The organism is Burkholderia sp. LMG 13014 (assembly GCF_905232215.1).
Lineage (GTDB): Bacteria > Pseudomonadota > Gammaproteobacteria > Burkholderiales > Burkholderiaceae > Burkholderia.
The window spans coordinates 1-18,676 of the sequence record NZ_CAJNKE010000071.1; the positions used below are offsets into that span (position 1 = coordinate 1).

Annotated in this window: 15 protein-coding genes; 7 read left to right on the top strand and 8 right to left on the bottom strand. The window is 66.7% G+C overall.

All coding sequences use genetic code 11. From position 1 onward, the window contains the following. Positions 1–459 precede the first annotated feature (459 nt). Positions 460–1,335 carry a LysR family transcriptional regulator gene (locus JYJ84_RS11320; RefSeq protein ID WP_175222990.1) on the top strand — a complete coding sequence of 292 codons (876 nt, stop codon included), beginning with the start codon at positions 460–462 and terminating at the stop codon, positions 1,333–1,335. Between the two features lie 33 nt (positions 1,336–1,368). Here the strand turns inward: JYJ84_RS11320 and JYJ84_RS11325 are convergent, their stop codons facing one another. Both JYJ84_RS11325 and JYJ84_RS11330 read right to left on the bottom strand, forming a co-directional pair. Next, the gene (locus JYJ84_RS11325) at positions 1,369–2,571 is read right to left on the bottom strand and encodes a multidrug effflux MFS transporter (RefSeq protein ID WP_175222991.1); all 1,203 of its coding nucleotides are present in this window, start codon (positions 2,569–2,571) and stop codon (positions 1,369–1,371) included. A gap of 488 nt (positions 2,572–3,059) precedes the next feature. Beyond that, positions 3,060–5,243 (bottom strand): TonB-dependent siderophore receptor, encoded by a 2,184-nt coding sequence (locus tag JYJ84_RS11330; RefSeq protein ID WP_175222992.1) that lies wholly within the window; start codon positions 5,241–5,243, stop codon positions 3,060–3,062. A 416-nt stretch (positions 5,244–5,659) separates the two neighbouring features. Between JYJ84_RS11330 and JYJ84_RS11335 the strand changes: the two genes are divergently transcribed. Beyond that, a complete protein-coding gene (locus tag JYJ84_RS11335) occupies positions 5,660–6,106 on the top strand; it encodes a hypothetical protein (RefSeq protein ID WP_175222993.1) in 447 nt (148 codons plus the stop codon). 26 nt (positions 6,107–6,132) lie between these two features. Here JYJ84_RS11335 and JYJ84_RS11340 read toward each other — a convergent pair whose 3' ends face one another. From JYJ84_RS11340 to JYJ84_RS11360, 5 genes are all read right to left on the bottom strand, one after another. Beyond that, complete coding sequence (locus tag JYJ84_RS11340; protein WP_174962920.1) at positions 6,133–7,227, bottom strand: porin; 1,095 nt, start codon at positions 7,225–7,227, stop codon at positions 6,133–6,135. A gap of 102 nt (positions 7,228–7,329) precedes the next feature. Further along, positions 7,330–8,673, bottom strand: coding sequence for an MFS transporter (locus JYJ84_RS11345; RefSeq protein ID WP_175222994.1), 1,344 nt, complete (start codon positions 8,671–8,673; stop codon positions 7,330–7,332). 156 nt (positions 8,674–8,829) lie between these two features. After that, entirely contained in the window at positions 8,830–9,891 is a 1,062-nt protein-coding gene (locus JYJ84_RS11350; protein ID WP_175222995.1) for a Rieske 2Fe-2S domain-containing protein, read from the bottom strand. A 48-nt stretch (positions 9,892–9,939) separates the two neighbouring features. Then, positions 9,940–10,905: a PDR/VanB family oxidoreductase gene (locus JYJ84_RS11355; RefSeq protein WP_122947987.1), complete on the bottom strand. Its 966-nt coding sequence runs from the start codon at positions 10,903–10,905 to the stop codon at positions 9,940–9,942. Beyond that, positions 10,902–11,981: an aromatic ring-hydroxylating dioxygenase subunit alpha gene (locus tag JYJ84_RS11360; RefSeq protein WP_175223010.1), complete on the bottom strand. Its 1,080-nt coding sequence runs from the start codon at positions 11,979–11,981 to the stop codon at positions 10,902–10,904. The genes JYJ84_RS11355 and JYJ84_RS11360 overlap by 4 nt, the downstream gene beginning before the upstream one ends. A 198-nt stretch (positions 11,982–12,179) precedes the next feature. On the opposite strand from JYJ84_RS11360, the gene JYJ84_RS11365 reads away from it, so the two are divergent. Further along, entirely contained in the window at positions 12,180–12,668 is a 489-nt protein-coding gene (locus tag JYJ84_RS11365) for a MarR family winged helix-turn-helix transcriptional regulator (RefSeq protein ID WP_122947986.1), read from the top strand. A 62-nt stretch (positions 12,669–12,730) separates the two neighbouring features. On the opposite strand, the gene JYJ84_RS11370 is transcribed toward JYJ84_RS11365, so the two are convergent. Further along, complete coding sequence (locus JYJ84_RS11370) at positions 12,731–13,477, bottom strand: TetR/AcrR family transcriptional regulator (protein ID WP_175222996.1); 747 nt, start codon at positions 13,475–13,477, stop codon at positions 12,731–12,733. A gap of 170 nt (positions 13,478–13,647) precedes the next feature. On the opposite strand from JYJ84_RS11370, the gene JYJ84_RS11375 reads away from it, so the two are divergent. From JYJ84_RS11375 to JYJ84_RS11390, 4 genes are all read left to right on the top strand, one after another. Beyond that, a complete protein-coding gene (locus JYJ84_RS11375) occupies positions 13,648–14,829 on the top strand; it encodes an isovaleryl-CoA dehydrogenase (protein ID WP_121860417.1) in 1,182 nt (393 codons plus the stop codon). A 31-nt stretch (positions 14,830–14,860) separates the two neighbouring features. After that, a complete protein-coding gene (locus JYJ84_RS11380) occupies positions 14,861–16,468 on the top strand; it encodes a carboxyl transferase domain-containing protein (protein WP_175222997.1) in 1,608 nt (535 codons plus the stop codon). Positions 16,469–16,487: 19 nt separating this feature from the next. Then, positions 16,488–17,273 carry an enoyl-CoA hydratase/isomerase family protein gene (locus JYJ84_RS11385; RefSeq protein WP_034190576.1) on the top strand — a complete coding sequence of 262 codons (786 nt, stop codon included), beginning with the start codon at positions 16,488–16,490 and terminating at the stop codon, positions 17,271–17,273. 45 nt (positions 17,274–17,318) lie between these two features. Next, positions 17,319–18,676, top strand: a 1,358-nt coding sequence (locus JYJ84_RS11390; protein ID WP_205189192.1) for an acetyl/propionyl/methylcrotonyl-CoA carboxylase subunit alpha, incomplete at its 3' end; no start/stop codon positions are given.

Consider the following 18,676-nt stretch of genomic DNA (forward strand, 5'->3'; position numbering starts at 1 on the left):
CAAACCCGAGCCCGGCCCATAAGCCATGTCCGACCGGCATGCGCGCCGCGGCGCGCATGCCGGTCGGACATGGCTTATCTCCCGGAATCGTTTTTGTGGGGGCGCGTCGCGTTGCCGTACGACGATGCGGCGTCGCGAATGCATAGCCAGTCTACGCGGTGCGCGCTCGATACGGAAAATCGCGATATCGGATGGGAGATATTCGAGGGTCTGATGATTCCGCGGGCGGGCGGGGGCGGGGGGAGCGGCGCAACCACCATCGGTTCGAATGTTGCAACGGGCCTGTTGGGGATCGCCGGGTTGTTGAGGTCTTCCAGCGGCCGGCTCCGGTTTTTGTCGGCAAATTTCTCACTGTATTGATATGGATGACTGATTATCTGAGATGAGGAGTAGAGGATCGACTTGTATAATTTCCCCTCAACGAATGCAAACATGCTTTACCGAGAGAGAACGTTAACCATGAACTGGGACGATGCCCGAGTGTTTCTGGCAGTTCATCGCGCCGGGACGCTGCGCGAGGCAGCAGTCGTGCTCGATGTCGATCAGGCCACTGTGGGGCGACGCCTGACGGCGCTGGAGAAAGCGCTGGGCGCGAAGCTGTTTCTCAAGACGTCGTCCGGCTATGTCGTGACGCCGATCGGCGAGCATTCGCTGCAGGCCGCGGAAGCGATGGAGCAAGCGGCAAGTGACTTCGAGCGGCGCGTCCACGGCTCGGACGACCGGCTCGAAGGCGAGGTTCGGGTGACGACGACCGATTCCCTGGCGATGGATTTCGTCATTCCCGCGATACGGGTGTTGCGGCGGACATGCCCCGCGATACATGTGATCCTGACGACGTCCGTGCAGGTACTGAACCTGACCCGGCGCGATGCGGATCTCGCAATCCGAACCGTGATGCCGGAAAACCCCGATCTCGTCCGACGGAAGCTGGCCGAGTGGGAGGTCGGGCTGTTTGCGAGCCGCGAGTATCTGGATGCACATGGCGCGCCCGCGATCGGATCGGCTTTCGACGGGCATGACCTGGTGGTCTATCAGCCTTCCATCACGTCCAATCAGGCAAACACGCTGTGCGGCGAACCGATGGAACGCGGGCGCATCGTTGCGCAAGTGAGTTCGAGCCTGATGCTGGCGACCTCGATCCGGTCGGGCATCGGCATCGGCGAACTCCCCGTGTATATGGCGCAAGAAGACGATTCGCTCGTGCGAATCTGGCCCGACAGGACGCGCGCCGCGCCGTATCAGGTCTGGCTCGTGTCGCATACGGACCTGAACCGGACGGCGCGCGTTCGCGCGGTCACCGCCGAGATCGCTGCTTCGTTCGATCGCTACCGATAGCGGCCGGGAGCTCGCCGGTACGGGGCATCTTGCTCAACGGGGCTGGGTTTTACGCATCGAGAGCGTGCGTCGCGCGGCATACCAGCGCGGCACGATCGCGACTGCCGCGACGATCGCGAAGAAAGGAATGGCCGTCGCCAGCACGTGGCTGCCGGTACCGAGCAGGCCGCTGGACACGGTGGCCGCAAGCGACGCACTGCCGATCTGGAAGAAGCCGACGAGCCCGGACGCGGTGGCCGCGCGCCCGTGTTCGCTCGCGATGGCGCCCGACACGGCGAGCGATAGCGACGATCCGTTCGACAGGCTGACGAGGAACATCGGCAAGACGATCGCGACGATGCCTTTGACGGGCGACGACTCGCACAGGGCGAACGCGATGCCGCCGGCCACGAAGCAGCCCACGCCGGCCACGACGATCGCGTCGTAGGACATCCGGTCGAGCATGCGGCGCGAGAGCATGTTGGCGGAAATGATGCCCGCGGTCAGCGGCAGATAGAGCCAGCCGCTTTGCTGTTCCGACAGGCCAAGGCCGGAGAAGATGAACGGCGACTGCGTCAGGTAGACGAACCACGCGCAATAGATCGCGCAGATGACGAGCGTGTACCGGATGAATGCCCGATCCCCGAGCACGTCGGCGAAGCCGGCCAGCGGCACGGCACGATGTTGCCCCGGCGTGACGGCAGGCCGCGTTTCCTTCAGGAGAAGCTGGACGAGCACGAGCGCGACGACGCCAAACGCCGCGACGAAAATGAAATCGCTCCGCCACCCGAACCACGCCGCCAGATATCCGCCGATCGCGGGCGCGATCGCCGGAGACAGCGACACGAGCGGATACACGATGCTGTAGACCTTCGCGGATGCCTTCTTGTCGCAGGTGTCGGCGATGATCGCGCGACCGATGACGAGGCCGGATGCCGCGCCGAGGGCTTCGAGGACGCGCCAGCCGAGAAAGCTCGCGAAGCCGCCGGCGGTTGCGCAGCCGATCGAGCCGAGGATGTACACGAGGATGCCGGCCGTCAGTACGGGTTTGCGTCCCCATCGATCGGAGAGGGGGCCGTAGAACAGTTGCGCACAGGCGAGCGCGATCAGGTAAGCCGATACCGTCTGCGGCATCTGCCATGCGCCGATCGAAAACTCATGAGCCATCGACGGCATCGCGGGCAGGTAGACGTCGGACGCGATCAGGCCAAAGGCGCTCAGCATGGAGACGACGAGGATGAGTGAGAAGTTGGACATGTTCGCTGGGTGGTGGTGGCGGAGCGCGTGAGCGGAGGGAGATGACGACGCGCATCGAGCGGCCCTGGGAAAAGGCCGGAGGCGATCTTACGGCGTGCGATGCGGTTCGGGAGCGGGCGGAATTGCATCGCTCGGATGCATTTTTGCGGGCGCCGAAGCGCGGGGGCGGGAGGCTTGTGCGGGGCGGCGCCGGGTGTCGCGCGGAACGCGGGTCAAGAGGAATCCGGCGCGGGTGTTGGCGGCGAGCAACGAGGTGCTTCGCGGTCATGCTTGATTCGCCGGATGATCGCGCGATGTTCCGGCGCCGCGTCGTTGTCCGGCACAACGCGCGCGGGTTTGCCGTCATCGATCGAGTGTGAAGCGGCCGGGATGTTGCGCCGAGGAGAGGCGCGGCGAGCGGCTGCGCGTCGAGCGCGGCCGCTGACGCGGGTTTGCGCGCGGGCCGCCACTTGCCGGCCCACCCACGCGCGCGTCAGGACATCAGAACCTCAGAACGACACCGTCGTCGTCAGCGTGACGAGCCGCGGCTCGCCGACCGCGACGATCAGGTTGTTGTTGCTCGACGGGTAGTAGGTCTTGTCGAGCAGGTTCTTCACGTTGAGCTGGAAGCGCGTCGGGAACTTGCCGATCGTCGTTTCGTAGGCCGCGAACGCGTCGACGGTCACGTAGCCGGGCAGCGTGAAGCTGTTCGCGGTGTCGCCGGAGCGTGCGCCGACAAGACGCGCGCCGCCGCCGAAGCGCCAGCGGCCGGGCAGGTTCGCGATCGCCGTGTCGTACACCGCGAACAGGCTGCCCGTGTGGCGCGCGACGTTGACGAGCGGCGTGTTGCTGTCGCGATCGGTCGCGTTCGTATACGCATAGCTGCCGATCACGCTCAGATGCCGCGTGATTTGCCCCGCGACGTCGAGCTCGATCCCGCGCGAGCGCGCGGTGCCGATCGTCGACGTCAGATCGCCGACCGTGACCGCGACGTTGCGCTTGTCGATCTGGTAGACCGCGAGCGTGCCGGTGATCGCCGGCTTCAGGCTGAACTTCAGCCCGGCTTCGAGCACGCGGCCGTATTCCGGCGCGAGCGGTGCGGCGACGTTCGTGGCGACGTTCGGCTTGAACGAGCGGCTCACGTTCGCGTAGGCGGTCAGCGCGGGCGTGAGCGCATACGCGAGCCCGAACTGCGGCAGCCATACGTTGCCACGCGAGCGATCGGCGAACGCAAAAGGCCGGCCCATCCCCGATTCCTGCTGCCAGTTTTCCCAACGCAGCCCGCCCACCGCGGTGAGCCGGTCGGTGAGCTTCACCGAGTCCTGCACGATCGTCGAATACGCATGCACGACCGAGCGCGAGTCGCTCTGCTTCGGGTTGGGCGTGCCGCCCGGCGCGAGCAGGTCGTACACGGGATCGTAAAGATTGAAGCCCTTGGTTGCCTTGCCGCGGATCGTGTCGCCGCGGAAGCTGCGCTGCCGCTCGTATTCGCCACCGATGTAGATCGCGTGGTTCATCCCGGCGAGCGTCACGTTGCCGAGCAGGCCGAGTGTCGCGATCTGGTCGGAATCGTTGCGCCCGAGGTTCGCGTCGGACGAGCGCGTCAGTGCGCCGGTCGTGCTGTTGAACGCGGTGGCGCGGGTGATGTACTGATCGTAGCGATCGCGGCCCCAGCCGTAGGTCGCGCGCACGCGCCACGCATCGGAGAAGCGGTGCTCGATGCGCGCGCGCAGCGTTTCCTGGATGCCGGAGCTCTGCGACCACGCTTCTTCGTAGCGGCGATAGCGCAGCGCATCGTCGAGCTGGCCGTTCACGAGCACGGTGCCGCGATCGAATGGCGTCGTGTAGTCGACGTACTGGTAGCTGACGTCGATCGACGTGTTCGCGTCGTGCCACGACAGCGCGGGTGCGATCAAGGCATCGCGCTGGCGGCCGAAGCTGCGCCAGTAGCGGCTCGTGTCGTATTGCCCGGTCAGCCGGAACGCGAGCGTGCCGCCCGCGACCTGGCCCGGCTTGCCGAGCGGGCCCGTCAGGTCGAATGTCGCGCTGCTGCCACCGTGACTCGTGCGCGAGGCCGAGATCGAACCGCCGAACGTGTCTTCCGGCTTGCGCGTGACGAGGTTGATCACGCCACCCGGATCCTGCATCCCGTAGAGCAGTGACGCCGGGCCCTTCAGCACTTCGACGCGGTCGATCGTCGCGAGATAGCTGTGCAGTACCGGCGTGCGCACGCCGTCGACGAGCACGGAGCCGTCGTTGTTCGACCCGAAGCCGCGCTTGATGAACGCGTCGCGCGTGCCGCCGAGCGTGTTGGTCTGCGTGACGCCGCTGATGTTGCCGAGCACGTCGTCGAGCGAGCGCGCCTGCTGGTCCTGCATCACGCTGCTGCTGACCACCGCGACCGATTGCGGAATCTCCTTGATCGAACGGTTGTCGCCGCCGGCGATGCTCGTGGTGCGCGGCTGGTAGCCGATCGTCGGATCGGCGGTTGCCGATGCGCTGACGCTGATGGCCGGGAGTTCGCGCGCGGCCGGCGACGCGGGCGTGGAAGCAGAGGCGGCGGGTTCGGCGGCGGCGCGTTCGGCGGCGGACGCATGCGTGCCGCTCGCAACGCACAGGGTGATCAGGGCAGGCAGGCTCGTGCGCCACGGACGCAAGGTCCGGGCGCGGTGGGGCGTTCGACGGGATGGCATGAATCGATGCAGGACGGAGTACTAAGGATCGTGTCGCGGGCCGCGGCGTTCCACCGCGACCAGGGGGTGAATAATATATGTAATGAGAATCATTTGCAATTGTAATGATGCGATCGGCGGCATGCGGGCGTTGGTTGCCGGGCCGTCGGCCGTCTGCTACCTTAGCGACCAAAATCAGACGCAGTGAAATTCAATGAGAGAGCCGGGGGCCGCACCATGTCATCTTCCTGTCACGTCGCGTTCAGCGCGACGCTGCGCACCGCACACGACCATGCGGGTGGAGAAGTGATCGCAGCCGTGTTCCGCCATTCGAACGATTAAAGCAACGGAAGCGAATTCATCGGGCGTTGCGCCGGGCAGCCGGCGAAGCGCCGTATTCAATCACTTCAACCACCACGCTTGACGGGAGACCACCCATGAAAAAGATTTCCGCGCCGTTCGCGGCGGCCGCGCTTGCGGCATGCACGATACTGGCGGGCGTTCACCAGACCGCCTGCGCCGCGTCGGACACCGAGCCCGCGATCGATGCGCATTACGGCGCCGTGATCGAGGCCTATACGCAGGACATGGCCGCCGCGAAGACGAAGTACGACGGCAAGCGCCTCGTGTTCGTCGGCGCCGTGATCCGGATGGGCAGCGATCCGGGCGGCACCTATTTCGGCGCGCTGACGAAGGACGGCGAGCAGTTCGACACGCATTTCGACGTGGCCGACCAGGATGCACTGAAGCCGAAATTCCCCGGCGGCGAAATCAAGCCGTTCGTCACGTCGGCGGGGTTCCGCTTCAGTTGCGTGAACGAAGGCTATATCGATGCGCCCGTGCTGCCGGGGTTGAAGCTCACGCACTGCCGGCTCGCCAATTGAGGATGCGGTGGCGCGGTGTCCGGCGTTCAGAACTTCTGCTGGATGCCGGCCATCACGCCGAGCTGGTTCATCCCGGTCCCGACCGTCCCGCCGGCAGCGACCGCGTTCGCAGCCAGCGTGCTGTTGAACATGTAGCCCACCGACGTATAGACGGTCGTCCGCTTCGACAGGAAATAGTTCGCGCGGCCGACGAGCAGCGTGGCATTCGTGCCGCCTTCACTGTTTTCGCGGCGCTGCAGGTAGCGGACGCCCTGAAGGTCGAGCGCGAGGTAGGGCGTCGCGTAGTACGTGCCGCCGGCGAACACGATATCGGCCTGCAGGTGTTCGGCCGCCGCGAGGTTGCGGCGGATCCACCCGGCCCCCAGTTTCGCGGGGCCGATCTTCACGTAGCCGGCGACGATGTCGCGCGTGTCGGTGTACGCCGGATTGTTCAGCGGGGCCAGCGCGCCGCCGCCGCCGCGCATCACGTCGTGCGACGCGGCGAGCCCGAAGTTGCTCGCGTCATACGCGAGCATCGCCGTGTACTGGCGGCAGGCGACGATGTCACCAGGCACCTGTCCGGCACAGCCCGTCGCCGAAGGCCCTGCCGGCCCGGCCGCGTCGCGGCCGAAGCTGTAAGTGGCGCCGAGCGTCACGCCGTGAAACGTGCCCTTGTAGCCGATCGCATTGTCGCTGCGCGCGTTCGGCAGATAGGAATCGAAATCCGCCATCGAGTGAATCGACGGGCCGATCACGTCGGCATTGGTCAGCACGATCATCGACATGTTCATCTGGCGGCCGAGGGTCAGCGTGCCGAACGGACTGTTCACGCCGACGTTCGCCTGTCGCCCGAACAGGCGCCCGCCGTAGTTCAGTGCACCGGTGCCAGGCTGAAAACCGTTTTCGAGCACGAAGAAGGCCTGGTAGCCGCCGCCGAGATCCTCCGTGCCTCTCAGCCCCCACCGTGACGGCACCTCGCCGGTCAGCGTCGGCATGCCCGTGAACGATCCGCCGTGCGCGGCATTGTTGTAGTAGGACACGCCGGTATCGATGATTCCGTACAGCGTGACGCTGCTTTGCGCGCAGGCCGGTCCGGCCAGCGCCATTGCCGTCGCGAGTGCGACGCCCAGTTTCGTTTTCATGGCTGTCTCCAAACAGTATGTAGATATGCTTATTGATTTTTATAGTGAGCCGGACGTATCCGGGATGCCGACGGGTATCGGCAAGACTGCGGGCGTGGCGTGTTACGACATCGCCGGGTCGTGTTGCCGGCGCGGCGCCGCCGCACGCGAGCCCGCCATGACGACGGCGATTGCCGCGCCGGCCATCGGCACGAGGAACGCGAGATAGAGATGGGATACGGACCAGCCGTCGTCCAGCAGCGCACCGACCGTCATCGGCGACAGGATCGCGCCGAGGCGGCCGATGCCGACCGCGAGGCCGATGCCGGTCGTGCGGATTTCAGCGGGGTACGGCGTCGGCGACAGCGCATACATGCCGGCCACGCACGCATTGATCACCGCGCCGAGGAATACCGCGACGGTCATCCCGATGCCGAGCGAGCCCGTGTTCGCGCCGAACACGACCATCAGCGCGCCGCCGAGCAGCAGGGTCGCGCCCAACAGGTTGCGCAGGCCGAAGCGCGTCGACAGCAGGCTGAAGAGCGACGCGCCCGCGATACCGCCGAGGTTGAGCAGTACCCCGCCGGTGACGCCCTGCGATGCCGACAGCCCGGCCTGGACCAGCAGCTTCGGCGTCCAGCTCACGACGAAGTAGAAGCTGCCCATCACGAGGAAGAACGCGATCCACAGCGCGATCGTGCGGCGCGCGAGCGGTGCGCGCAGCACGGCCGTCCAGCTCGACGCGGGGCTCGCCGTGCCGGTGGACGAGGCCGCGATCGGCAGCGAGTCGATCGGTGCGCGCTTCATTCTCGCGAGGATGCGGTTGATTTTCTGCAGCGCGTTGTCCGGACGCCTCGCCAGCAGGAAATCGAGCGATTCCGGCAGCAGCGCGAGTACCATCGGGATCGCCAGCAAGGTCAGGATGCCGCCGAACGCGAACACGCTGCGCCATCCCCACGTCGACAGCAGGGTGCCGGCGATGACGCCGCCGGCGGTGGCGCCGATCGCGTAGCCGGTCGACTGCATGCCGATCGCGGCGCTGCGCCATTTGTTCGATGCGTACTCGCCGCTGATCACGGTCAGGCTCGCCAGCATGCCGCCGATGCCGAGCCCCGTGTACGCACGCGCGATGGCGAGTTGCAGCGTGCTGTGCGTGGCCGCGCAGGCGAGCATCCCGGTCGAGATCACGGCGAGGCAGAGCAGGATGATGCGGCGGCGGCCGACGCGGTCGGCCAGCGGCGCGATCAGCACCGAGCCGATGCCCATGCCGGCCAGCCCGGCACTCAACAGCAGGCCGATTTCCTTGCCGCTCAGTTTCCATTCGGCCGCCAGGTGCGGCGCGGCAAACGCGACGGCCAGCACGTCGAAGCCATCGAGCATGTTCAGCACGACGCAGGCCGTGACTGCCATCGTCTGGAACGCGCTCATCGGGGATGCGTCGATCGTATTGCGGATATTTGCGCTCACGTCAAAGATCCTTCATAAAATAGTATGACTAATCAAATGGAATGGCATCGAAGCCGGCGGTAGCGACTGGGATGAAACCGAATGCGCGGGATGACGGGCATCCCCGGGGAACACCCGCCGCGGCCGGCAGGCACCGCTGGTGCGCCGGCCCGATGCTTACGCGGGTTCGGGTTGCAGCAGCAGTCGTTCGATCACGCGCCGCGCGCGATTGGGGCCCGCGTCGACGTGAATGTCGATCTGTCGGCCGTCCGGGAACCGCAGCTGATTCCGGTACTGCGCTTCGATCACGGTCTTGTCTTCGTCGAACGTCGCCGCGGATTGCTCGATGACCGTTTGCGCGATGCGTTCGACGTCGTGTTGCGGATTGGTCGCGACGGTCCAGAAGTAGTGCGTCGTCGTTTCCGTCTCGGGCGTGATGCCGTGGAAGCCGCGCATGTGAAAGCCGCCGCGCGCCGGGTCGTGCAGGTCGCCGGTGCCGGCGTCCATCGCGCCGGTCCAGATCCGGATGTGCGACACGTGGAACTCGATTTCCTGCCAGCGATCGACGCGGGCCGCGAACGGCCATGCGGCGGTGTAGGTCGGCGGCGGAACGGAATCCGGCATCCGGCGAACCAGTGTCACCGTGTCGCCGTCGCTGCTGACGCGGGTTTCCGCGCCCATGTGCAGCGGCGCGTTGCCGCCGATCGTGTTCAGATGGACATAGCCGAGGTGGCTCAGGTCCATCAGGTTGTCGTGAATCAGTTGATACGGTGCGTCGTAGTGGTAGTTGCCACCGCCGAACCGGTATTGCGGATCCCCGTGGAACGCGTAGCGCGGCGGCGCGCAGGTCGGTCGAGCGTGCGCGTCGGCGCCGATCCAGATCCACACGATCGCGTCCTGCTCCTGCACCGGGTACGACGACACGCACGCCTTGGCCGGAATCCGGTCCTGGCCGGGAATCTCCACGCATGCGCCGCCGCGGTCGAACAGCAGGCCGTGATAGCCACAGCGCAGGCCACGCGCTTCGAGCGAGCCGCACGACAGCGGCAGCGACTTGTGGCAGCAGCGATCCTCCAGCGCGCCGACTTCCCCGGACGGCAACCGGAACAGGACGACCGGATGGCCGAGCAGCGTGCGGGCGACGGGTTTGTCCGTCAGTTCGGATGACAGCGCGGCGACCCACCATCGGTCGACCGGGAATTTAGCAGTATTGATTGATGGCCGGGCATGTTGCTCCATTGATCGTCTCCAGTATTGTGGTTGGCCGCCTCGAGTCGGGCGGTCCGTCTACAGATCGAGTACCAGCAGGTCGCTGCGCGACCGCGAACAGCACGGCATGAACTGGTCGCCGGCCGCCTGTTCCTGTTCGGTCAGATACGAATCGCGATGATCGGGCTCGCCTTGCAGCACGCGCGTCGCGCAGGTGCCGCACACGCCTTGCTCGCACGACGTCAGCACGTCGACGCCGTTCGCGGCCAGCGCCGCGATGACCGTGCATTCGGCCGGCACGTCGATCACCTTGCCGCTGCTCGCGATCCGGACCTGGAACGCGCGGTCCGAGCCGGACGACGCAATCGCACCGCCGAAGAACTCGTAGTGCAGTCGCGTTTCGGCCCAGCCGCGCTCGCGCGCGGCGTTCAGCACCGCATCCATGAAACCGCGCGGCCCGCATACGTACAGGTGCGTGCCGTCGGACGCCGCGGCGAGCACGGCGGCCAGGTCGAAGCGTTGCGCGGGGTCGCCGTCGTCGACGTGGAAGCGGGCGCGGTCATGGAACCCGGCTGCGTTGATCCGCTCGACGAACGCCATGCGGTCGGTCGAGCGCGCGCAGTAGTGCAGGTCGAACGGCATGCCGGAGGAGAACAGCCGTTCCGCCATGGAGAGAATCGGCGTGACGCCGATCCCGCCTGCGAGCAGCAGGTGGTGCGGCGCGTCGGGGGCGAGCGAAAACTGATTGCGCGGCACGCCGATCCGCACGGTATCGCCTTGCCGCACTTCGTCGTGAATGGCGCGCGACCCGCCGCGACCGTCGGCATCGCGCAGCACCGCGATCTGATAGCGATCGCCGTGCTCCGGGTGGTTGCACAGCGAATACTGGCGCACGAGGCCGCCCGGCAGATGCACGTCGATATGGGCGCCGGCATCGAAGCGCGGCAGCGGCGAGCCGTCCTCGCTGACGAATTCGAAGCCGCAGATGTCGCGTGCTTCCTGCCACTTGCGGGCCACCCGGACCGTCAGCGTCGCGGCGCTCATGACGCCTCCTTGATCTGCGCGACCGGAATCACGGGCCGCGACGGGCTCGACGCGTGCTCGTCGGCGAGCAGCCGCTCGATCACCTTGCGCGACAGCACGCCGCCGGCGTCGATGTTGAGCTTGAGCAGCTTGCGATCGGGCCACTTCTCCAGGTTGAGCTGCTGGCGTTCGAGCATCTCGAGATCCTCGGCGAAAATCTTGCCCTGGCCTTCGCGGATCTCGGCGGTCAGTGCGTGATCGTCGGGCCGGAAGTTGCGCGCCATCCCCCAGAAGTACCAGATCGAGGTGTCCGTCTCGGGCGTGATGAAATCGACGACGATCGACGACGCCTTCAGTTCGGCCGGCGCGTCGTAGCCGCCGTTGCCCGCATGCGCGACACCGACTTCGATCATCACGTGGCTCGGCGGCGTGAAGCGGCAGATCTGCCAGCGATCGACCGGCACGTCGTCGGCCAGCCCGTTGCCGCGCAGCCCCATTTGCCAGAACGGCGGCGGCATCACGTTTTCCATGAAGCGGCTCGTGACGACTTCGTCGCCGTGGCTGGTGGTCTTCGGCGGTGCTTCGTCGATTTCCTTCTGGCCGATGCTCGTCGCATGGACGTAGGTTTCGTGCGTGAGATCCATCAGGTTGTCGATCATCAGCCGGTAGTCGCAGCGGATGTGATACAGGCCGCCGCCGTGGGCCCAGGCCGGGTCTTCCGCCCACGCCAGCGCGGGCAGTTTGGCGGGATCGGCTTCCGACGCATCGCCGGGCCAGACCCAGATGAATCCGTAACGCTCGACCACCGGGAAGCTGCGAATCGGCGGGAAGCCGCCGACACGCTGGCCCGGCATGCCGGCCGCCTTGCCGTTGCAGCCCATTTCCAGCCCGTGATAGCCGCACACGAGTACGCCGTCGCGCACGAATCCCAGCGACAGCGGTGCACCGCGGTGCGGGCAGAAGTCCTCGAGCGCGGCGACCTGGCCATCCGCCGCGCGGTAAAACACCATCGACTCGTTGCAGATCTTGCGGCCCAGCGGCTTGCCGTCGATTTCATCGGGCGTGCACGCCACGTACCAAGCATTCTTGAGAAACACGTTCGTCGTCTCCGTCAGGTCAATGCCGCCGGTACGCGGCATCTCTTCATTCCGTGTACTGAATGAGATTCAGTGTACTCATTGAGATTGGCTGGAGCAAGGCGGGCGGTATACTGGTTTTCCCGGGAAATGGCGCGAGGCAGCGCCATGCCGTCGGCGCGCGCAACCGGCGCGCGCCGCTTATGTCATCGACTATTCATGGAAAAAACGAATCCCGCCGACCAGCCGGTTTTCCCGCTCGATCTGTACGACGAGCCCGGGCACCTGATCCGGCGCGCACACCAGATCGCGGTTGCGATGTTCTACGAGAAGCTGGGCCGGGACGTGACGCCGGTGCAGTACGCGGTCCTGCGGATGCTGTACGAGTGCCCGGGGCTCGATCAGGTGACGCTCGCGCAGCGGGTCGCGCTCGACACGTCGACGACCGCGGATCTCGCGGTCCGGCTCGAAGCGAAAGGATTGATCGTGCGCGAGGTGCTGCCGCGGCGCCAGCGCCGCTTGCTGCTGACGCCGGCGGGCGTCGAACTGCTCACGCATCTGATTCCGTCGGTGAAGGAGCTGCGTGCCGGCCTGTTCGACGGAATGGGAGAGGACGATTCGCAGGAACTGGTGCGCCTGTTGCGCAAGTTCGTCCATTTGAACAACGAGCAGAGCCGCGCGCCGCTGCGCGTCGGCGACGAGTCGTAGCGCGCCCGAACCCCACGACGGTGGGGAGACGATGAGGCGGCGGGCGCGCTGCCCGCCGCGCGTCACCCGCGCGTGCTGTCGCCTTCCAGACGCCGCACGGCTTCCGCCACTTCGTTCCTGAAGCGCACGAGCGCCGCCTGTTCCGGCGCCGGCGGCTGCACGGCCGCCCACAGCATGTCGACGAGCTGGGTGGCCGTCGTTTCCGTATCGAGCTTGCGGTGCCCGAGGATCGCATCCCACAGCACGTGCTCGATCGGCCCGAACACCATCGAGCGCAGCAGGCTCAGCGGCAGGTCGGTGCGCACCTGCCCGGCCGTCTGGCCACGCGCGAGCACGTCCATCAGCGGCGCGGTGTAGCGGCGCTGCAGCGCGGTGAGCTCGTCGCTCAGCGCATGCTGCTTCGCGCGGCCTTCCGACAGCACCAGCGCGCACAGGCCCGTGCCGTTCACCAGCATCAGCCGCAGGTGGGTGCGCACGATGAACGCGAACTGCTGCTGGACCGACGCGTCCTGCGGCATCCCTTCCTCGAATGCGGCGATGTTTTCGTCGTACCAATCCGCGATGACGCGCGCGCACAGCTCGCGCTTGCCGCGGAAGTAGCTGAACACCGTCGCCTCCGAGACGCCCACGCGCTGCGCGATCTCGGCGGCCGTCGCATGCTCGTAACCTTTTTCGGCGAACACTTCCCGGCCGGCGCGCAGAATGTCCTGCACGCGTTGCTGGGATTTGCGCCCGGCGGGCGCGCGCGACGTGTCGGCGCGGTCGGCTTTGGCGGTGGCGGTCATGGTGTCGGCGGTAGCGGCTGTCATCTCGGCATGATATCTGAGTGTCACTCAAAAAACTATTGACGCCGAACCCGGCGAGGCGCGAAACTGTGCAAAATTTACGCTGTATTGGTCAATGAATCGGTGCATTCATTCGATTTGAGCGAAACTCAGAAATCGGTGGATGCCACACACTTTCTGGAGACGGAGGAGACATGATCAACCTGCCCGGTGTGCAATTCATGCTCGGTGAAGACATCGAGATGCTGCGCGACGCCGTCGCGACGTTCGCGGCGAAGGAAATCACGCCGCGCGCGGCTGAGGTCGACCGCACCGACCAGTTTCCGATGGATCTGTGGAAGAAGTTCGGCGATCTCGGCGTGCTCGGCATGACCGTGGCCGAGGAATACGGCGGCTCGAACATGGGCTACACCGCGCACATGGTCGCGATGGAAGAGATCTCGCGCGCATCGGCGTCGATCGGCCTGTCGTACGGCGCGCACTCGAACCTGTGCGTGAACCAGATCCACCGCAACGGCACCGAAGCGCAGAAACAGAAATACCTGCCGAAGCTCGTGTCGGGCGAACACATCGGCGCGCTCGCGATGAGCGAGCCGAACGCCGGCTCCGACGTCGTCAGCATGAAGCTGCGCGCCGACAAGCGCGGCGATCGCTACGTGCTGAACGGCACGAAGATGTGGATCACCAACGGCCCCGACTGCGACACGCTCGTCGTCTACGCGAAGACGGACGTCGAAGCCAACTCGCGCGGCATCACCGCGTTCATCGTCGAGAAGGGGATGAAGGGCTTCTCGGTTGCGCAGAAGCTCGACAAGCTCGGCATGCGCGGCTCGCACACGGGCGAGCTGGTGTTCCAGGACGTCGAAGTGCCGGAAGAAAACATCCTCGGCCAGCTCAACGGCGGCGTGAAGGTGCTGATGAGCGGCCTCGACTACGAACGCGCGGTGCTGTCGGGCGGCCCGACGGGCATCATGGCCGCGTGCCTCGACGCGGTGGTGCCGTATATCCACGACCGCAAGCAGTTCGGCCAGGCGATCGGCGAATTCCAGCTGATCCAGGGCAAGGTCGCCGACATGTACACCACGTTCCAGGCCTGCCGCGCGTACCTGTATGCGGTCGGCCGCCACCTCGATTCGGCCGGCAGCGACCACATCCGCCAGGTGCGCAAGGACTGCGCGGGCGTGATCCTCTACACGGCCGAGAAGGCGACGTGGATGGCCGGCGAGGCGATCCAGATCCTCGGCGGCAACGGCTACATCAACGAATACCCGGTCGGACGCCTGTGGCGCGATGCGAAGCTGTACGAGATCGGCGCCGGCACGAGCGAGATCCGCCGGATGCTGATCGGCCGCGAGCTGTTCGCGGAAACGATGTAACGCCGCACGTCACGCGAACGGAGCCCCGTCGATGCCGATCATCGAATCGAAACTGAACCCGCGCTCGGAAGACTTCCGCGCGAATGCCGCCGCGCTCGAGGCGGTCGTCGCCGACCTGCGCGCGAAGATCGAACAGCTCGCGCAAGGCGGCGGCCAGGCCGCGCGCGACAAGCACCTGTCGCGCGGCAAGCTGCTGCCGCGCGACCGCATCGCGCAACTGCTCGATCCGGGCGCGCCGTTCCTCGAGTTCTCGCAGCTCGCGGCGAACGGCATGTACAACGACGACGCGCCGGGCGCGGGCGTCATCACCGGGATCGGCCGGATCGCCGGCCGCGAGTGCGTGATCGTGTGCAACGACGCGACGGTCAAGGGCGGCACCTATTACCCGGTTACCGTGAAGAAGCACGTGCGCGCGCAGGAGATCGCCGCGGAAAACCGGCTGCCGTGCGTGTACCTCGTCGATTCGGGCGGCGCGAACCTGCCGAACCAGGACGACGTGTTTCCCGATCGCGACCACTTCGGCCGCATCTTCTTCAACCAGGCGACGATGTCGGCGGCGGGGATCGCGCAGATCGCCGTCGTGATGGGTTCGTGCACGGCAGGCGGCGCGTACGTGCCGGCGATGAGCGACGAGTCGATCATCGTGAAGGAGCAGGGCACGATTTTCCTCGGCGGGCCGCCGCTCGTGAAGGCCGCGACCGGCGAGGAAGTGAGTGCCGAGGATCTCGGCGGCGGCGACGTGCATACGCGCCTGTCGGGGGTGGCCGACCATCTCGCGCAGAACGACGCGCATGCGCTGTCGATCGCGCGCAACATCGTCGATCATCTCGCGCCGAAGATCGCTTTGCCGGTGGCGCTGCGCGAGCCGAAGCCGCCGCGCTACGACGCAAAGAGCCTGTACGGCGTGATTCCGGTCGATACGCGCAAGCCGTTCGACGTGCGCGAAGTGATTGCGCGCATCGTCGACGATTCCGAGTTCGACGAATTCAAGGCGCGCTACGGCACGACGCTCGTCACGGGCTTCGCGCACATCTGGGGCCATCCGGTCGGGATCGTCGCGAACAACGGCATCCTGTTCTCCGAGTCGGCCGTGAAGGGCGCGCATTTCATCGAGCTGTGCTGCCAGCGCAAGATTCCGCTGGTGTTCCTGCAGAACATCACGGGCTTCATGGTCGGCCGCAAGTACGAGAACGAAGGCATCGCGCGGCACGGCGCGAAGATGGTGACGGCCGTATCGAACGCGAAGGTGCCGAAGTTCACGGTGATCATCGGCGGCTCGTTCGGCGCCGGCAACTACGGGATGTGCGGCCGCGCATTCGGCCCGCGCTTCCTGTGGATGTGGCCGAACGCGCGCATTTCCGTGATGGGCGGCGAGCAGGCTGCGTCGGTGCTCGCGACGGTGCGTCGCGACGGCATCGAGGCGAAGGGTGGTTCGTGGTCGGCCGAGGAAGAGGATGCGTTCAAGCAGCCGATCCGCGACCAGTACGAGCGCCAGGGCCATCCGTATTACGCGAGCGCGCGGCTGTGGGACGACGGCGTGATCGACCCCGCGCAGACACGTGACGTGCTGGGCCTCGGCCTCGCCGCGTCGATGAACGCGCCGATCGAAGAGACACGCTTCGGCGTGTTCCGCATGTAACGGCCGGGAGGGCTGAACGATGCGATACGAAACGATCAAGGTAAGTGAAGCCGGCCGCGTGGCGACTGTCACGCTCGCGCGTCCCGATGTGCGCAACGCGTTCAACGAGACGACGATCGCCGAGCTGACCACCGCGTTCGAATGGCTCGACGCGCACGAAGGCGTGCGCGCGATCGTGCTCGCCGCGGAAGGTGCGGCGTTCTGCGCGGGCGCGGACCTGAACTGGATGAAGAAGATGGCCGGTTACTCGGACGACGAGAACCGTGCCGATGCGCGCAAGCTGGCGCGGATGCTCGAGGCGATCCATCGCTGCGGCAAGCCGGTGATCGCCCGCGTGCATGGCGACGCGTATGCGGGCGGCGTGGGCCTGGTAGCGGCGGCCGACATCGCGATCGCCGCGGACGGCGTGAAGTTCTGCCTGTCGGAAGCGCGGCTCGGGCTGATCCCGGCGACGATCGCGCCTTACGTGGTGCGTGCGATGGGCGAGCGCGCGGCGCGCCGCTACTTCACGACGGCCGAGGTGTTCGACAGCGCGCGCGCGGCGTCGCTCGGTTTCATTCACGACGCGGTGCCGGCCGACGCGCTCGACGAAACCGTCGCGAAGCTGGCCGCGACGCTCGTCGCGAATGGTCCCGACGCGGTGAAGGCGTGCAAGCGGCTCGTCGCCGATGTGGCCGGCCGGCCGCTCGACGCGACGCTGATCGAGCAGACCGCCGACTGGATCGCGCGCACCCGCGCCGGCGCGGAAGCGCGCGAAGGGATTGCGTCCTTCCTCGAAAAGCGCACGCCGTCGTGGCGTGAATGATCGCGCAGCGCGCGTGACCCCCTCTTTCCGGACGACACCGAAGCCATGTTCGACAAGATTCTGATCGCCAACCGCGGCGAAATCGCGTGCCGCGTCGCCGCGACGTGCAAACGTCTCGGGATTGCGAGCGTCGCCGTCTATTCCGACGCGGACGCGAACGCGAAACACGTGGCCGCGTGCGACGAGGCCGTGCACATCGGCGGCTCGGCCGCGGCCGACAGCTACCTGCGCATCGAGCGCATCATCGAAGCCGCGCGCGCCACCGGCGCGCAGGCGATCCACCCCGGCTACGGCTTTCTGTCGGAGAACGAAGATTTCGCGCATGCGTGCGAAGCGGCCGGCATCGTCTTCATCGGGCCGCCGGTCGACGCGATCGCGGCGATGGGTTCGAAGGCCGCCGCGAAGGCGCTGATGCATGCGGCCGCCGTGCCGCTCGTGCCCGGTTATCACGGCGACGACCAGGTCGCGGCCAACCTGCATCGCGAAGCCGACGGGATCGGCTATCCGGTGCTGCTGAAGGCCAGCGCGGGCGGCGGCGGCAAGGGGATGCGCGTGGTCGAGCGCTCCGACGATTTCCCGGCCGCGCTCGCGTCGTGCCAGCGCGAAGCCGCCAGCAGCTTCGGCAACGATCGCGTGCTGATCGAGAAATACCTGACGCGTCCGCGCCACGTCGAGGTGCAGGTGTTCGGCGACACGCACGGCAATACCGTGTACCTGTTCGACCGCGACTGCTCGGTGCAGCGCCGTCACCAGAAGGTGCTGGAAGAAGCGCCGGCGCCGGGGCTGCCGGACGACGTGCGCCGCGCGATGGGCGAGGCGGCCGTCGCGGCCGCGCGCGCGGTCGGCTACGTCGGCGCGGGCACCGTCGAATTCATCATGACGGGCGACGCGTTCTACTTCATGGAAATGAACACGCGCCTGCAGGTCGAGCATCCGGTCACCGAGATGGTCACGGGGCTCGATCTCGTCGAATGGCAATTGCGCGTCGCATCCGGCGAGCCGCTGCCGCTGAAGCAGGATGAACTGCGCGTGCAGGGGCATGCGCTCGAGGCGCGTCTCTACGCGGAGAACCCGGCGCGCGGCTTCCTGCCGTCGACGGGCACGCTGAAGCACCTGCGGCTGCCGGCAGGCGTCGAGTTCGCGATCGGGGCGTCGGTGCGCGTCGACAGCGGCGTGCGCGAAGGCGATTCGATCACGCCGTTCTACGATCCGATGATCGCGAAGCTGATCGTCCACGGTGCGGATCGTGCGGAAGCGCTGAGCCTGATGCTGCGCGCACTGCGTGCGTGCGAGGTGGTCGGCCTGCACACGAACGCCGCGTTCCTGCAGCGGATCGTTGCGTGCGCACCGTTCGCGACGGCCGATCTCGACACGGGCCTGATCGAGCGCAACCACGACGCGCT

Excerpts from the sequence above, each read along its gene's own strand:
- JYJ84_RS11320 (WP_175222990.1), top strand. The coding sequence starts at position 460 with ATGAACTGGGACGATGCCCGAGTGTTTCTGGCAGTTCATCGCGCCGGG.
- JYJ84_RS11325 (WP_175222991.1), bottom strand. The coding sequence starts at position 2,571 with ATGTCCAACTTCTCACTCATCCTCGTCGTCTCCATGCTGAGCGCCTTT.
- JYJ84_RS11330 (WP_175222992.1), bottom strand. The coding sequence starts at position 5,243 with ATGCCATCCCGTCGAACGCCCCACCGCGCCCGGACCTTGCGTCCGTGG.
- JYJ84_RS11335 (WP_175222993.1), top strand. The coding sequence starts at position 5,660 with ATGAAAAAGATTTCCGCGCCGTTCGCGGCGGCCGCGCTTGCGGCATGC.
- JYJ84_RS11340 (WP_174962920.1), bottom strand. The coding sequence starts at position 7,227 with ATGAAAACGAAACTGGGCGTCGCACTCGCGACGGCAATGGCGCTGGCC.
- JYJ84_RS11350 (WP_175222995.1), bottom strand. The coding sequence starts at position 9,891 with ATGGAGCAACATGCCCGGCCATCAATCAATACTGCTAAATTCCCGGTC.
- JYJ84_RS11355 (WP_122947987.1), bottom strand. The coding sequence starts at position 10,905 with ATGAGCGCCGCGACGCTGACGGTCCGGGTGGCCCGCAAGTGGCAGGAA.
- JYJ84_RS11365 (WP_122947986.1), top strand. The coding sequence starts at position 12,180 with ATGGAAAAAACGAATCCCGCCGACCAGCCGGTTTTCCCGCTCGATCTG.
- JYJ84_RS11370 (WP_175222996.1), bottom strand. The coding sequence starts at position 13,477 with ATGACAGCCGCTACCGCCGACACCATGACCGCCACCGCCAAAGCCGAC.
- JYJ84_RS11375 (WP_121860417.1), top strand. The coding sequence starts at position 13,648 with ATGATCAACCTGCCCGGTGTGCAATTCATGCTCGGTGAAGACATCGAG.
- JYJ84_RS11380 (WP_175222997.1), top strand. The coding sequence starts at position 14,861 with ATGCCGATCATCGAATCGAAACTGAACCCGCGCTCGGAAGACTTCCGC.
- JYJ84_RS11385 (WP_034190576.1), top strand. The coding sequence starts at position 16,488 with ATGCGATACGAAACGATCAAGGTAAGTGAAGCCGGCCGCGTGGCGACT.